We start from the raw sequence: 14,394 nt of genomic DNA on the forward strand, positions 1-14,394 counted from the left end.
CAGCGTGTTCACCTTCATCGTCCGCCGCGTCGCCGCCGCCCTCGGCACCCTGCTGCTCTCCTCCGTCATGGTCTTCCTGGCCGTGCAGGCGCTGCCCGGCGACGTCGCCACCCAGGTGCTCGGCAAGGACGCCACCCCCGACGCGGTCTCCGCGCTGCGCAAGCAGATGGGGCTCGACCAGCCCGCCTGGGAGCGCTACTTCGACTGGATCAAGGGCGCGCTGCACGGCGACTTCGGCACCTCGCTGGTCACCACCAAGCCGGTCGGGAGCGAGGTCGCCCAGTACCTCGGCAACTCCGCCCTGATCGCGATCGTCACCGTCCTCTTCGCGGTCACCGGCTCGCTCGTCCTCGGCATCCTCGCCGGGCTCTACCGCGACCGCTGGCCCGACCATGTGATCTCCACGGTCAGCCTGGTCGGGATGTCCATCCCCGAGTTCGTCGTGGCCACCCTGCTGGTGCTCGCCTTCTCCGTCACCGTCCCCGTGCTGCCCGCCGTGGTGCTGTACGGGCCAGGGGCCTCCACGGGTGAACTGCTCCCCGCCGTCTGGCTGCCCGCCGCGTCGCTCGCGATCGTGATGGCCGCGTACATCGTGCGGATGGCCCGTACGTCGGTCATCGACGTCATGGCGAGTGAATACGTCACCACCGCGCGGCTGAAGGGCCTGTCCACCTGGCGCGTGGTCACCCGGCACGCGCTGCCCGGCGCCCTGCTGCCCACGCTGCACGTGATCGCGCTCAACGTGGCCTGGCTGATCGGCGGCGTCGCCGTCGTCGAGAACGTCTTCAACTACCCCGGCATCGGCAAGCTGCTGCTCACCTCCGTGCAGAACCGCGATCTGCCCGTCATCCAGGCCATCGCCCTCATCAGCGCGGTCGTCTACGTGGTCTGCAACCTCGCCGCCGACCTCGGCTCCATGGCCCTCAATCCCAAGCTCCGCACCCGAGGAGGGAGGATCCGATGAGCGCGCTGAAGACGCCTGCCGCGGCCCCCGTTCCCCCGCCGTCCGCCCGGTCAGGGGCCTCCGGCTCCGCCGCCGCGCGTGTCTGGCGCACCGTACGCACCTCCCGTCCCGCCGCCATCGGGCTCGCGATCGTCGCCTTCCACGTCGTGATCGCGCTGCTCGCCCCGCTGCTCACCCCGTACCACCCCACCGTCGGCGACGCCTCGCACGCGCTGCTCGGGCCCAGCGCCGACCACTGGGCGGGCACCGACCAGTACGGGCGCGACGTGCTCACGCGGGTGCTGTACGGCGGGCGGTACGCGCTCGGCGTCTCCGTCACCGCGACCGTCCTCACCCTCGCGCTGGGCACCGTCCTCGGCTGCGCGGCCGCGCTGCGCGGCGGCTGGCTGGACGATGTGCTGATGCGGATCCTGGACGCGGTGCTGTCCATCCCGGCGATCCTCGTCCTGCTGGTCATCGTCACCGCGCTGGGCACCGGCTCCGGGGTCATCGTGCTGGCCATCGGCGTCATCTGCGTCCCCCAGGTGGTACGCGTCGTACGCGGCGCCGCGCTCGCCGTCGTCCCCCAGGACTACGTCACCGCGGCGCACGCCCGGGGGGAGGGGACCTGGGCGATCCTGCGGCGCGAAGTGCTGCCCAACATCATCGACGTGGTGTGCGTCGAATTCGCCATGCGCGCCTCGTGGGTCGTGCTGCTGATCTCGTCGCTGTCCTTCCTCGGCTTCGGCGCCGACCCGCCCACCCCCGACTGGGGGCTCATGGTCTCCGAGAACCGCACCGCCATCACCGTCGTCCCCATGGCCAGCCTCGCGCCCATCATCGCCCTGGCCACCCTCGTCGTCGGGCTCAACCTCGCCGCCGACGGGCTGTCCAAGGCGTGGGGCGTCGACCGCATCCGGGAGGGCTCCTGATGAGCGCGATTGTCTCTGTGGCGGGGCTGGGTGTCGCCTACCGGTCGGGCAGTGGGGAGATCCCCGTCGTCCACGATGTCTCGTTCGACCTCGCGCCCGGCGAAACCCTCGCCCTCGTCGGCGAGTCCGGCAGCGGCAAGTCGACCGTCGCCGCGACGCTGCTGGGCCATCTGCGGTACGGCTCGCGGCTCACGGGGGGCACGGTGCGGGTCGACGGGCGCGATGTCTTCGCGCTCTCCGCGCGGGAGTTGCGGCGGCTGCGCGGCGGTACGGTCGCGATGATCGCCCAGAACGCGGGCCAGGCCCTCACTCCGTCCATGCGCATCGGGCGGCAGATCGCCGAGGCGGGCGGCGACGTGCCCGTCACCGACCTCCTCGAACAGGTCCGGCTGCCGCGCCCCGCCGAACTCGCCCGCCGCTACCCGCACGAACTCTCCGGCGGGCAGCAGCAGCGTGTGGCCATCGCGATGGCCATCGCCACCCGGCCCAAGGTGCTGGTGTTGGACGAGCCCACGACCGGGCTCGACGTCCTCACCCAGCGCTCCGTCCTGGACCTGGTCGGCTCCCTGCGCGACGAACTCGGCCTCGCGGCGGTTCTTGTCAGCCACGACCTGGGCGTCGTGGCGCGGATGGCCGACGAGGTGTGCGTGCTGCGCGCGGGCCGGGTCGTCGAGGCCGCCCCGACGCGGCGGCTGTTCGCCGCCCCCGCCGATCCGTATACGCGTCGTCTGCTCGCCAGCGTGCCTCGGCTCACCGACACCGGGCTCGCCCTCGTCGGCGAGGACGGCACCCGAGAGGTGCGGCCCAAGCGGGTGGTGCCGTCCGGTGCGGGTCAGGCCGTCGACGTACGGGACGTGACCATCGACTACGGCTCGTCCAGGGCCGTCGATGGCGTCTCCTTCCACGTGCGGCGGGGTGAGGTGCTGGCCCTGGTCGGCGAGTCCGGCAGCGGCAAGTCCACGCTGGCGTGGGCGCTGGCCGGGCTGCGGGCCCCGTCGGGCGGGACCATGACCCACGAGGCCGGTGACCTGGGCGCCTCCGCGCGGCGGCGGCCGCTCGCGCTCCGGCGCAAGATTCAGCTCGTCTTCCAGAACGCCGATACGTCGCTGAATCCTCGGCGGTCGGTGGGCGACGCGATACGGCGTCCCCTGCGCTTCTTCGGCGCGGCGGGTTCGCGGGACGATGCGGCCGCGCGGGCCCGCGGCCTCATCACCGACGTCCGCCTCGACCCGTCCTTCGCCGACCGGCTCCCCGCGCAGCTCTCCGGCGGCCAGCGGCAGCGGATCGGCATCGCGCGGGCGCTGGCCGGTGAGCCGGATGTGCTGATCGCGGATGAGATCACCACGGCGCTGGATGTGTCGGTGCAGGCCGATGTGCTGCGCCTGCTCGATGATCTGCGTCGGGAGCGGGACTTGGCCTGCCTCTTCATCAGCCATGACCTGGCGGTGGTGCGGGGTATCGCCGACCGGGTGGTGGTGCTGCGGCACGGGGTGGTGGTGGAGGAGGGCCCGACGGACGCGGTTTTCGCGGCCCCGGGCCATCCGTACACCCGCCAGCTGATGGCTGCGGCCCTCGAACCCGACCCGGATGCGGAGGCCCCTGCCGGGGTGGCCGACGACTGGGCGGACGCCGCGGAGCCGGACGCGGTCTGGGACGCCGTGGGCGAAGCCCACCGGGTGCGGCGCTGGCGGCACGTGGGTGCGCCTTGAGGTTTCGCCGCCGGGTGCGGGCCGGTGGCCGGGTTGTGCCCACCCGTCCCTCCCCCAGCTACCGCTGGGAGGTGCCCCCTCCGCGGAACGATTGCCCACAACCGGGTCACATTCCAGCCCCTCCGGCGATTGAGGAGCGGGGTCCGGTGCGGAGCCCCGGGTTCGGGAAGGGGCGGGGTGGGGTGAGCCCCGGCTCGTCGCCGCAACCATCAATTGAGGAACCCCGACGGTGAGAACCCGGTCCGCGAGAGCGGCGCCGGTTTAGGCGCAAAAAGGGAGCAGCGTGAGGTACAGGGAAACGTTCGAGCGTGAGGTGCGGGTCGAGGATGTGTGGATTCCGACCCGCGACGGCACGCGGCTGCACGCCCGCGTCTGGCGGCCGACGGACGCGGACGCCGCCCCCGTACCGGCGCTGCTGGAATACCTCCCGTACCGCAAGAGCGACTGGACCGCCCCGCGCGACGCGCAGCGTCACCCCTGGTACGCCGGGCACGGCTACGCCTCCGTACGGGTCGATGTGCGCGGCAGCGGCGACTCCGAGGGCGTGATGCGCGACGAGTACGACGAGACCGAGCTGGCGGACGGCGTGGACGTCGTCAACTGGCTGGCCGCGCAGCCCTGGTGCACCGGCAAGGTGGGGATGTTCGGGATCTCGTGGGGCGGGTTCAACTCGCTGCAGATCGCGGCCCTGCGCCCCGAGCCGCTGAAGGCGATCGTCACGGTGTGCTCGGCCGACGACCGTTACGACAACGACGTCCACTACATCGGCGGCGCCGTCCTCGGCATCGACATGCTCGCCTGGGCTGGCACCATGCTGGCGTTCACGGCCCGCCCCCCGCACCCCACCTCCGTCGGCGAGGACCGCTGGCTGCCGATGTGGCGGGAGCGGCTGGACGCGCTGGAGCCGTATCTGCACACCTGGCTCGCCCACCAGGAGCGGGACGCGTACTGGCGGCACGGCAGCGTGTGCGAGGACTACGCGGCGGTCGACGCCGCCGTGCTCGCGGTCGGCGGCTGGGCCGATCCGTACCGGGACACCGTGCTGCGCCTGGTGGAGCACCTCGACGCGCCGGTACGCGGGCTGATCGGCCCCTGGTCGCACCAGTACCCGGACCGGGGGCTGCCGCCGGGCCCGGCGATCGGGTTCCTGCAGGAGACGCTGCGCTGGTGGGACCACTGGCTCAAGGACGCCGACACGGGCGTCATGGACGAGCCGCTGCTCCGGGCGTGGATCAACGATCCGGTGCCGCCCGCCACCTCGTACGAGACGATGCCCGGCCGCTGGGTCGGCGACGACGCCTGGCCCGCCCCATCCGTGACCTGGGACGAACGCCCGCTGGGCAGCGGCGGAGAACCGGTGATCGTACGGTCGCCGCTGCACACCGGGCTCGACGCGGGCCGCTACTTCCCCTTCGGCAACGCCACCGATCTGCCGCCGGACCAGCGCGAGGAGGACGGCCGCTCGGTCTGCTTCGACTCGGCGCCGCTCACCGAGCGGGTCGAGATCCTGGGCCGCCCCCGCGTACGGCTGCGGCTGGACAGCGCGACCCGGCGCGCCCATGTCATCGCGCGCGTCTGCGACGTGGCGCCTGACGGCTCGTCCACGCTGGTCACCCGCGGTGTGCTCAACCTGATGTCCCGGCACGGCCGGGACCGGGCCGTGGAGTGGGAGCCGGGGACCTACGAGGACGTCGAGTTCGAGCTGAACGGGACCGGCTACGCCTTCCCGCCCGGGCACCGCGTCCGGGTCGCGGTCTCCGACGCGTACTGGCCGTGGGTCTGGCCGCACGGCGAGCGGGGACAGCTCACGGTACGGCCCGCCGAGAGCGCGCTGCTGCTTCCCGTACGGGACCCCGGCGCGGACGCCGCGCGGGAACCGATCACCTTCGAGGAGCCCGAGCAGGCCCCGCCGCTCGCGATCACCGTCGACCCGCCCGCCGAGGCCCGCCCCGAACGCACCGTCACCCATGACGTCGCCACGGGGGAGTGGGTGCTCGACGTGGACCCCAACTACGGCGGTTCGCGCACGTATCCGGACGGGCTCCGCTACGAGGAGAGCGCCCGCGAGACGTACCGGATCCGCTCCGGCGATCCGCTGTCGGCCGTGGCAAGCTCGCAGTGGACCATCCGGCTGCGGCGCGATGGCTGGGACGCGGAGATCCGTACCGCGACCGAACTGCGTGCCACGGCGGAGGAATTCATCATGGACAGCAGCGTCGAGGCACGGGCGAACGGAGAGACAGTGGCCAACCGCGCATGGCAGCACACCATCCCGAGGACGTCCGCGTGACCTCCTCGGCCGAGCGCCCGCCCGAACGCCGCCCCCCGCGGCGCGCCGTCGCCGCCTCGGCCCGCACCCGGCAGCCGACCGAGGTGCGGCGCCGACTGATCGTGGAGGCCGCCGTTCCGCTCATCGCGGAGCGGGGCACCGCGGGGGTCGGGGTGCGCGAGGTCGCGGCCGCCGCGGAGGTCTCGGTCGGCACCGTCACGTACCACTTCGAGAGCGTGCAGGAAGTCCTCTCCGAGGCGATGGTCCTGCACATAGAGCGCTATTACGCCGCCCTCACCGAGGCCGCCGACCACGCCACCAGCGGCGCCGAGGGGCTGTGGCTGCTCATCGACGCGCTCTTCACGGACGACACCGACCAGCACTGGCGGATGTGGTTCGACTACTGGAACGCGGGCGAGCGCGACCAGGCGTTCGCCCGCGGGCAGGCCGAGCGGTACGAGAGCTGGCACGGCGAGATCCGTTCGCTGGTGGAGCGGGGCTGCGCCGAGGGCGACTTCCGCTGCGAGGACCCGGCGGACTTCACCTTGCGCTTCTCCGCGCTGGCGGATGGCCTCGCCCTGCGGCGGCTGCGGCAGGTCCCGGCCCTGAGCGTCGAGGACGCGCGGCGGCATCTGCGGCGCTTCGCGGAGGCTGAGCTGGAGGGCTGAGAGTGGGGTGCTGTCGCCGGGGGCGTCGCCCCCGCCCCTCCCGGCACCGGTACCGGGAGGAACGGGGAGGGCCGTGTCAGCTCAGGAGGCGGGCTCCAGCGTGATGTCCTGCCGCAGGTCCCGCCTGGGCGGATCCTCCACCACCAGGAATCGCGCGCCGGGGGCGTGCGCCGGGCCGGAGGCGATCAAGGTGTAGCCGCCGGGTGTCAGACCGGGGATCCGGTAGCCGCCGTCGACCGCCCTGACCAGGGCCTGGCGCTTGCCGCGGTCGGTCACCACGGTGATCCACGCCTCGCAGCCGTCCGGGTGGACCGGGCAGCGCAGCGTGCCGCTCACGGTCGCCGTGGCGGCGTTGTCCGCCGCCGTGTTGGCGTGCAGGACCGTGCCCCGCGGTGCTGGCGCGGCCTTCGGGGCGTCGGCCCTGGTGGGCGCGGGGCCTCCGCCGCCCCCATGCGTCGTGTGCGTCGTGGCGCCGCGGCGCGTGGTGGCGGCCCAGGCGCTGAGGGCGAGGTGTGTACGGCGGTCCTCGCGGCTGGCCGGGGTGGCCTGGGAGGCGGGGGCAGCCGGGGGCGCGTCCACCGAGGACGTGGCGGGGAGCGTGGTGGCGGTGAGACCGCGGCGTTCCGCGAGGGTGGCCAGGACCTCGTCCAGGGCGGCCAGTTCGCGCAGCGCGGTGTGCAGCCGCTCCGCACGGGGACCGGCGGGGGCACGCAGTACGGACTCCAGTTCGCGGATCATCGGGCTGACCCGGACCCAGGTGCCGCCCCGCTCGCCCGTCTCGACCTGGCGCCCGAGGGCGCGCAGGGAGGTGGCGAGGACCTCGGTGACGCGCTCCACGCGGGCGCGCAGCGGCGGGGCGAGATCGATGTCGATGTCCGCGGCCACGGCCAGCGCGTGGGCGTGCCGGGTGGCGGTGCCGAGCAGCGCGAGCCTGTTCTCGCCGTAGCGGTCCCCGGCGCCGAGCGGCATCCGGACCAGCGGCCGGTCCACGTTCTGCACCTGGAGCAGGGCGGCGTCCAGGCCGCGTGCGGCACCCCGGAGCCGGACCGGGGCCTCGGGGTCCTTCCAGCGCTCCGCGACCTGGGCGACCAGGTGTTCCAGTGCGGCGAGGTAGCCCCGCTGGGTCTCGCGCGCGACCTTGCGGGTCGACACCGGGAAGATCACCGCCGCGCAGGCCGTGGCCACGACGATGCCCAGCGCGTTGTCCAGCAGACGTTCCGTCAGCAGCCATTCCATGTCGCCGTACGGGGTGGTCAGACCGTAGAGCTGGACGAGCGCGGCGACGAGACCGGTGACCCAGTAGGCGTACTGGCGCTGCATGCCCCAGGAGCCGAAGGTGAGCCCGGCCAGGATGACCAGCAGGGTCCAATGGATGTGGCCGGGTCCGATGAGGCCGAGCAGGGCGAGCCCGATCACCGCGCCGAGGACCGTGCCCACCACGCGGTGCCCGAGCTTGCGCAGCCGCTCATGGGTGGTGTTGGTCCCGAACAGGGTGATCATCACGCCGATGAGGCCCCAGTAGAAGCGCTGGCCGTCCAGGGCATCCGCTACGGGGACGACGATGGCGGCGGCGATCCCGGCCTGCAGCGGGGCGCGTACGTACGGGACGGCGCGCCGCCAGCCCCGGTCCGCCTGGGCGGCGGACACCCGCTGGGCGGCGGGCCCTGCCCCGCTCGGACGGTTGCGCTCCAGCGCCACGGTGGGCTGGAACGGCACCTTGGCGCGTACGGCGGACGCGTCGCGGCCCAGGTTCAGCCAGCAGGCGAGGGCGTCGGCGAGCGCGTCCAGCAGGTCGGCGGTGCGCCGGGCCAGGGCGCGGACCTCGGCCTCCTCGGCGCTCTCCGTCTCCTGTGCGTCTTCCTGCGCGCTGGCGGCCTGCTGCCGGATCAGCTCGGCGGCCGGGCGCAGCGCGTCGGCGCGGCCCAGATGCGTGTCCCGGGCGATGACCAGTCCGATGACCATCGCCTCGCGCAGCCGGGCCGGGAGCTGGCGGGAGGTCATCTGCTGGACCGACTGGCCGATTCCCTGGAGGGCGAGTTCGGCGTCGAAGAGGTACTGGTGGAGCAGCTCGGCCGCGTCCGGGTCGGCGGCGACCTCGGGCCGGGCGAGGCATCCGTCGATGATGACCGTGGTGACGTTCAGCCTGCGCAGCGCGCGGCGCATCCGCTTGACGGCGGTGGCCTGGTCGGCGTCCGGGTCCAGGGCGGTCGCGGCGGCGTCCGCGACCCGGCGCGCCTCGACCAGGAAGGCCCGCTGGGTCCGCAGCAGGTCCTCGCGCGGCATGGGGTAGCACAGCAGCAGCCGGGCGGCGAGCACGGCAACCGAGGTCACGACGGCGACGGCGAAGAGCTTGCCGCACTCGCCCAGCGGGATGCTGACGATGGAGCCGACCACGAAGGCGTTGAACATCATCATGCCGGTCAGCAGCCCGAGCGGCCCGAACCGGACCAGGAAGAACGCGAACGCCAGGGCCACCACCATGACGCACAGTTCGAGCATGCGGTGCGGGGCGAGCCAGGCGGCGACCGGCAGGGCGGCGGAGTACGGGAACGCCATCCACAGGCTGGCCCGGGCGAGCCGCAGCGGAGTGTTCTCGGCGATCACGAACGAGCTCATCAGCCCCATCATGCCGCCGACCATCATGCCCAGCATGGCCGGAATGTCCAAGGCCCGCGCCATCCCGTAGCCCACCGCGAGGGCGGTGGTCATGGCCACCAGTGCGCGCCAGCCCGCCTGGAGCTGGCCGAGCCCGGGATCGGCCGCGAGCACCCAGTCCCACCAGCGTCTCGGCCCGCCGACGCGGTGGGGTGCGTACCCGGTGGAGGGGGCTGAGGTGGTGGTCAAGTGACCTCCGGTTCGCATGCGTTCAGAAGTGTCCGGACCGCATCGCGGGCGACCGTCACGGCGTGTTCCGCATCGTCGGCGTTCTCCCGGAGCGCGGCGAGCAGTGCCGATGCCACCGAGCAGACCTCGGGTGGCCGCCTCGACCCGCTGTTCGTCAGGCGTACGCGGTCGATGCATCACGCAACTATATAACCGGCCTCTGGAGCCCCGGAGGGGCGGGTCCGCGTTCGCCCCGCCGTTCGTCCGGGTTCTCCCGCCAGGGGCGCGCTGCGGCCTGCACCCCGAAAGCAACCGGGACTTCGCCGCCCTCGCCCGCCGGGACGGGATCCTCATCGGCTTCCAGCGGGTCGACGACTACCAGCCCCCGAGGCGGCCGTCGACCAGGACGTGCGCGTCGCACGGATTGAACGGGGCGAACGGGCGCCTGCGCGGCGTGGGCTCACTTCTTCTGGACGGGCGGGCAGGTGCCGGTGTCGGAGCCGATGCTGTTGATGGTGGCGTTGTCGCGGGAGTCCTGGCCGTAGTTGATCTGGTCGGTGCACTTGACGCCGTCGATGTTGGGCGTGCCCTCGGTCTGGTCGCCCTGGACGGGCGGGCAGGTGCCGGTGTCGGAGCCGATGCTGTTGATCGTGGCGTTGTCGCGGGAGTCACCGCCGTAGTTGATCTGGTCGGTGCACTTCACGCCCTCCAGGTTGGGCGTGCCCTCGGAATCGTCACTCTGCACGGGCGGGCAGGTGCCGGTGTCGGAGCCGATGCTGTTGATCGTGGCGTTGTCCCGGGGGTCGCCCGCGTAGTTGATCTGGTCGGTGCACTTCACGTCGGGCTTGTTCGGGACCCCCTTCGAGGTCTTGGCGCCATCGGCCTGGTCCGACTTGTCCGAGGAACCGGGGGACTGGGTGGCGCTCGCCGAGGTGCGGTCCTGCGAGGACGAGGCGTCCTTCTCATTGCCCTGGCAGGCCGTGAGTCCCAGCGCGGCAATGGTGATCGCCACGGCGGCTGCGGCCTTGCGGGCACGGAGGGTGGAAAAGTGCGACATGGTTTCCCCGTCTTGTCGAAGCGGTGGTTCGGGCTCGTGACAACAAGACTGTCGGCCGCCGCTGTTGAACCACCGCCGTCCCGCTAACGTCCGGCTAACGCGCCCGGACGCATGGCATGAGTGCCTGCCCGGGAGAGTCGGCCCGCACCTCCCCGGCCGAGGGGTGGGCGGCGCAACGGATGTCCGTTCGGGCGAGGCGGGGGCTATGAGTCACGGAGTGGACAACGGATTTTGTGGGGCAGCGGACACCCGCTTGGTGTCTTCGCCCGTCCGGTCGGCATCGCTATCGTCATCGTCATCGTGTGTGGGCAAGCGTTCGCCCCGGCTCTCCGCGTCGCGCAGTGCGTCGCGCAGCGCTTCGCACAGTCGTTCTGCGAGGAAGCGGACTTCCCGGACGTCGGCCTTCCGTTCATTGAGCAGCGCGTGGGCGTGGCCGAGGAGTTCAGCGCCCATGGACAGGTGAAGGTCCTCGACCTCATCCGCCCTGCGGCTCAAGCCGCTACTGCCGCTGTCCGTTGACAGGAAGCACGGCTTGCCTTCGGGGCTGGACCACGGCAGTAGCCGTAGACCGTTCGTCTCGGTCACCGTGTCGCCTCCCCGAGCGCGTTGGACCACACACCTTGATCACCAAGGCGGAAGTGGGGGATGTACGGAGGCGCCGGGTCCGTATCCCAGAGGATCGGCACACGCTCTTCGACCGGGATGCGGGGGAGGTGAAGAGTGGGCGTATCGCCGCACCGGAAAGGATGCGGTCGGCGGCCCGGGGCCACGAGGGCGGGACGAGTGGCGAGAAACGCCGCGCTATGTCGGCCCGGACGAGGGGTGATCAGTGCGCGCAGTCTCCGCAGCACCGATCGGGCGGTAGTCTTCCGCACGTTGACGCTCCTCTTCAGCGTTGGCCATGCCCCGGGCCGTGTGCAGCGGAATGCCGCCTCAAGAGCTTCGAGCGTGGGGGCATGCTCTCAACCACAAATGGGGAACCCCGCTGGCTGATTTGGGGAACCCCGCTCCCGGGTGGGGGCTACTCTGAGAAGAGATCACTGCCGTCCCTGCTAGGTGGCCCATGGACGAACGCGAGACACGTCGCAGCGGTTATCCACTGACGATTCCTGACGTGCTGTTACAGAGCGAGGCCATGCAGCGAGCATGCGCCGTCCGGGACTTCCGGGAGATCTTCCGACTCGTGAACCGGCGTACCGGTACAAGCCATGCCGCCATGGCAGCGGCCATCGGGAAGATGACCAGCGCTCGGGTCAGCGACATCATGCGAGGCGTTCGCGGCATCCGAGGGCAAGAGGTCATCGAACGCGTGGCCGATGGATTCGGCATCCCGGGTGAAATGCTGGGCCTCCCGAGGCGGGTGCGGGAGGGTTCCCCAGAGAATATTTACGCCTCTGATAATCCCGATCTTAGCCTTGAGTCTGTGGCAGATTCTGAGCCCAGAGTGCGATCGCAATCTGCGAACGGTAATTAAAAGGGTCTTGACCTAGTGGCCGTGGCCGGGCTCCGGCAGCAGGTGCAAGACCTGGATGCGCGATATGTGAGCGAGCCGTCCACGGCCCTTATTGCTGAAACAGGGCAATGTTTGGGCCAGTTGGCTCACTGGCAGAGCTGCACCACCACGTACAATTGGGAAAGGGGCGGGCTACTCGGACATTGAGGTAGCCCTACTTCAAGAGGCAGGTCTCTTGGGTCCGCATACTCTCATTGCAACCACAGTCCACTCCCTGCAAGTTCTCGATGAGGACATACCAGAGACCGAGCACGATTTTCGGGTAGATCTTGTTATAACCCCAGATGAGATCTTTGAATGTGCGGCCGGTGGGCGTCGCCCGGGAATTATCTGGGATCACCTTGATCCGGAATTGATTGCCGCGATCCCTGTACTGGCGAGCCGCAAGAAAGCTGCCGGGTAGTCCTCATCTGACGGTACGAGGACCCGGCTGGTCCGGGGCAGGGGCTGATCACGGACCGTCGTGGGCGCCGGTGTCGATGACGCAGAAGCGGTTGCCGTCCGGGTCCGCGAGCACGACGAAGTCGGCGTCGTCCGGATAGAGGTCCCAGTCGACGCGCTGGGCGCCCAGGGATACCAGGCGCTCGACCTCCGCGGCCTGGTCGGCGGCGTCACCGGCGTACAGGTCCAGATGGATCCGGGGATGGTCCTGGACCGGGGTCTCGCTGCGGCCGAGCGACAGCTGGACCCCGGCGCCCGCCGCCGGGATCAGCACGACCCAGTCGGGTTCCATCTCCTCGCGGGGGACGTATCCCAGGGCCTCCCTCCAGAAGGCGGCCGCGCGCGGCACGTCCGCGACGCCCAGGACAACGGATCCGATGCTCAGCATGCGTCAATCCTTCCCGGAAGCGACGCGGCGTACGGCGCGGCCCGCCAGGGTGTCCGTGCGGCGGCCGTCCTCGATGACGAAGCGGCCGTCGATGAGGACGTGCGGGATGCCGGTGGGGAGGGTGCGCGGGTTCTCGAAGGTGGAGCCCGCCGCGACCGTGTCCGGGTCGAAGAGGACGAGGTCGGCGCGGTAGCCCTCGCGGATCAGGCCCCGGTCGGGGAGGCGGAGCCGGGCCGCCGGGCGGCCGGTGAGGTGGGCCACGCACTCCTCCAGGGACAGGATGCCCAGTTCGCGGACGTAGCGGCCCAGGTACTGGGGGAACGTGCCGTACGCCCGGGGGTGGGGCTTCGCGCCGTGCAGGATGCCGTCGCTGCCGCCCGTGTGGACGGGGTGCCGCATGATCGCCTGGACGTTCTCCTCGTGGCCCACGTGCTGGAGGATCGTGGGCCCGAGCCGGTCGTCGAGGAGCAGACGGCGGGCGGTGGTCCACGGCTCCTCGCCGCGTTCGCGGGCGCTCGCGGCGACCGTCTTGCCGACGTATGCGGAGAGGGACGGGTCGTTCACGCCGGAGATCTCGATCCGGTCCCATTCGATGGGCACGCCGTGGCAGCCGTCCGCCCCCTCGACCTCCACGACGTGGCGGATGCGCTCGGCCGTCGCGTCGTCGCGCAGCCGCGTGAGGATCGCCTCGGGGCCGCCCTCGGCTGCCCAGCTGGGCAGCATCGCGGCGAGGGTGGTGCAGCCGGGGAGGTAGGGGTAGGTGTCGAGGGTGATGTCGGCGCCGTCGGCGAGCGCGGTGTCGAGCAGGGTGAGGAGTTCGGGGGCGCGGCCCTTGTTGACGCCGAAGTTCATGGTGGCGTGGGCGAGGTGGAGGGCGCAGCCCGCCTCGCGGGAGAGGGTGACCATCTCCTCGTACGCGCGCAGGGCGCCCGCGCCGTAGGAGCGGTGGTGCGGGCAGTAGTAGCCGCCGTACGCCGCCACGACCCGGCACAGCTCGGTGAGTTCGGAGTCGGTGGCGTACATGCCGGGGGTGTAGGTGAGGCCGGAGGACAGGCCGACGGCGCCTTCCGCCAGGCCCTCCGCCACCAGCTGCTTCATGCGGGCGACCTCGGCGGGCGTCGCGTCGCGGTCCTCCCAGCCGAGGGCGAGCATGCGGACGGTGCCCTGCGGGATGAGGTACGCGGCGTTGACGGCGATGCCCTGGCCGTCGAAGCCGTGGTCGAGCCGGTCCAGGTATTCGCCGACGGTGCGCCAGGTGAAGTCGATGTCGGAGCCGTCGCCGTTCCAGCCGGTGATGGCCGTACGGATCTGGGCGAGCGTGCGGTCGTCGACGGGGGCGTACGACAGGCCGTCCTGGCCGATGACTTCGAGGGTGACGCCCTGGGCGGCCTTCGCGGAGTGGTCGGGGTCGCGGAGCAGCGCGAGGTCGCTGTGCGCGTGCATGTCGATGAAGCCGGGGGAGAGGGCGAGGCCGTCGGCGTCCACGACCCGCCGAGCGCTGGGCCGGTCCCCGCCGCCCTCACGCACGACGGCGGCGATCCGTCCCCCGTCCACGGCCACGTCGGCCCGGCAGGCGGCACCGCCGGTGCCGTCGATGACCCGCGCGTCGCGGATGACGAGGTCCATCGTCCCCCTGCCTCTCTTTCGTCGT

Annotated in this window: 10 protein-coding genes; 5 read left to right on the plus strand and 5 right to left on the minus strand. The window is 71.7% G+C overall.

Annotation, left to right across the window (positions count from 1 at the left end):
- The first annotated feature begins 4 nt into the window (after window positions 1-4).
- The 5 genes from ACZ59A_RS10545 to ACZ59A_RS10565 all read left to right on the plus strand — a co-directional run bounded on the left by ACZ59A_RS10545 (window position 5) and on the right by ACZ59A_RS10565 (window position 6,521).
- A complete protein-coding gene (locus ACZ59A_RS10545; protein ID WP_470957865.1) occupies window positions 5-964 on the plus strand; it encodes an ABC transporter permease in 960 nt (319 codons plus the stop codon).
- Window positions 961-1,875 carry an ABC transporter permease gene (locus ACZ59A_RS10550; RefSeq protein WP_470956222.1) on the plus strand — a complete coding sequence of 305 codons (915 nt, stop codon included), beginning with the start codon at window positions 961-963 and terminating at the stop codon, window positions 1,873-1,875. The genes ACZ59A_RS10545 and ACZ59A_RS10550 overlap by 4 nt, the downstream gene beginning before the upstream one ends.
- The gene (locus ACZ59A_RS10555) at window positions 1,875-3,584 is read left to right on the plus strand and encodes a dipeptide ABC transporter ATP-binding protein (RefSeq protein WP_470956224.1); all 1,710 of its coding nucleotides are present in this window, start codon (window positions 1,875-1,877) and stop codon (window positions 3,582-3,584) included. The genes ACZ59A_RS10550 and ACZ59A_RS10555 overlap by 1 nt, the downstream gene beginning before the upstream one ends.
- A gap of 283 nt (window positions 3,585-3,867) precedes the next feature.
- Window positions 3,868-5,874 (plus strand): CocE/NonD family hydrolase, encoded by a 2,007-nt coding sequence (locus tag ACZ59A_RS10560; protein ID WP_470956227.1) that lies wholly within the window; start codon window positions 3,868-3,870, stop codon window positions 5,872-5,874.
- A complete protein-coding gene (locus tag ACZ59A_RS10565; protein WP_470956230.1) occupies window positions 5,841-6,521 on the plus strand; it encodes a TetR/AcrR family transcriptional regulator in 681 nt (226 codons plus the stop codon). The genes ACZ59A_RS10560 and ACZ59A_RS10565 overlap by 34 nt, the downstream gene beginning before the upstream one ends.
- Before the next feature lie 81 nt (window positions 6,522-6,602).
- On the opposite strand, the gene ACZ59A_RS10570 is transcribed toward ACZ59A_RS10565, so the two are convergent.
- The 5 genes from ACZ59A_RS10570 to ACZ59A_RS10590 form a co-directional block, all read right to left on the minus strand.
- Entirely contained in the window at window positions 6,603-9,365 is a 2,763-nt protein-coding gene (locus ACZ59A_RS10570) for an FUSC family protein (protein ID WP_470956233.1), read from the minus strand.
- 439 nt (window positions 9,366-9,804) lie between these two features.
- Window positions 9,805-10,401: a hypothetical protein gene (locus ACZ59A_RS10575; RefSeq protein WP_470956236.1), complete on the minus strand. Its 597-nt coding sequence runs from the start codon at window positions 10,399-10,401 to the stop codon at window positions 9,805-9,807.
- 210 nt (window positions 10,402-10,611) lie between these two features.
- A complete protein-coding gene (locus ACZ59A_RS10580; protein WP_470956239.1) occupies window positions 10,612-10,986 on the minus strand; it encodes a hypothetical protein in 375 nt (124 codons plus the stop codon).
- A gap of 1,379 nt (window positions 10,987-12,365) precedes the next feature.
- Window positions 12,366-12,743, minus strand: coding sequence for a VOC family protein (locus tag ACZ59A_RS10585; protein WP_470956242.1), 378 nt, complete (start codon window positions 12,741-12,743; stop codon window positions 12,366-12,368).
- A gap of 3 nt (window positions 12,744-12,746) precedes the next feature.
- Window positions 12,747-14,369: an N-acyl-D-amino-acid deacylase family protein gene (locus tag ACZ59A_RS10590; protein ID WP_470956245.1), complete on the minus strand. Its 1,623-nt coding sequence runs from the start codon at window positions 14,367-14,369 to the stop codon at window positions 12,747-12,749.
- Between the last annotated feature and the right edge of the window lie 25 nt (window positions 14,370-14,394).

Source organism: Streptomyces sp. NPDC040405 (genome assembly GCF_055595765.1).

Bases quoted from the DNA above. Each gene is read 5' to 3' on its own strand.
- ACZ59A_RS10550 (WP_470956222.1), top strand. From the start codon at position 961: ATGAGCGCGCTGAAGACGCCTGCCGCGGCCCCCGTTCCCCCGCCGTCC.
- ACZ59A_RS10555 (WP_470956224.1), top strand. From the start codon at position 1,875: ATGAGCGCGATTGTCTCTGTGGCGGGGCTGGGTGTCGCCTACCGGTCG.
- ACZ59A_RS10565 (WP_470956230.1), top strand. From the start codon at position 5,841: ATGGCAGCACACCATCCCGAGGACGTCCGCGTGACCTCCTCGGCCGAG.
- ACZ59A_RS10575 (WP_470956236.1), bottom strand. From the start codon at position 10,401: ATGTCGCACTTTTCCACCCTCCGTGCCCGCAAGGCCGCAGCCGCCGTG.
- ACZ59A_RS10585 (WP_470956242.1), bottom strand. From the start codon at position 12,743: ATGCTGAGCATCGGATCCGTTGTCCTGGGCGTCGCGGACGTGCCGCGC.
- ACZ59A_RS10590 (WP_470956245.1), bottom strand. From the start codon at position 14,369: ATGGACCTCGTCATCCGCGACGCGCGGGTCATCGACGGCACCGGCGGT.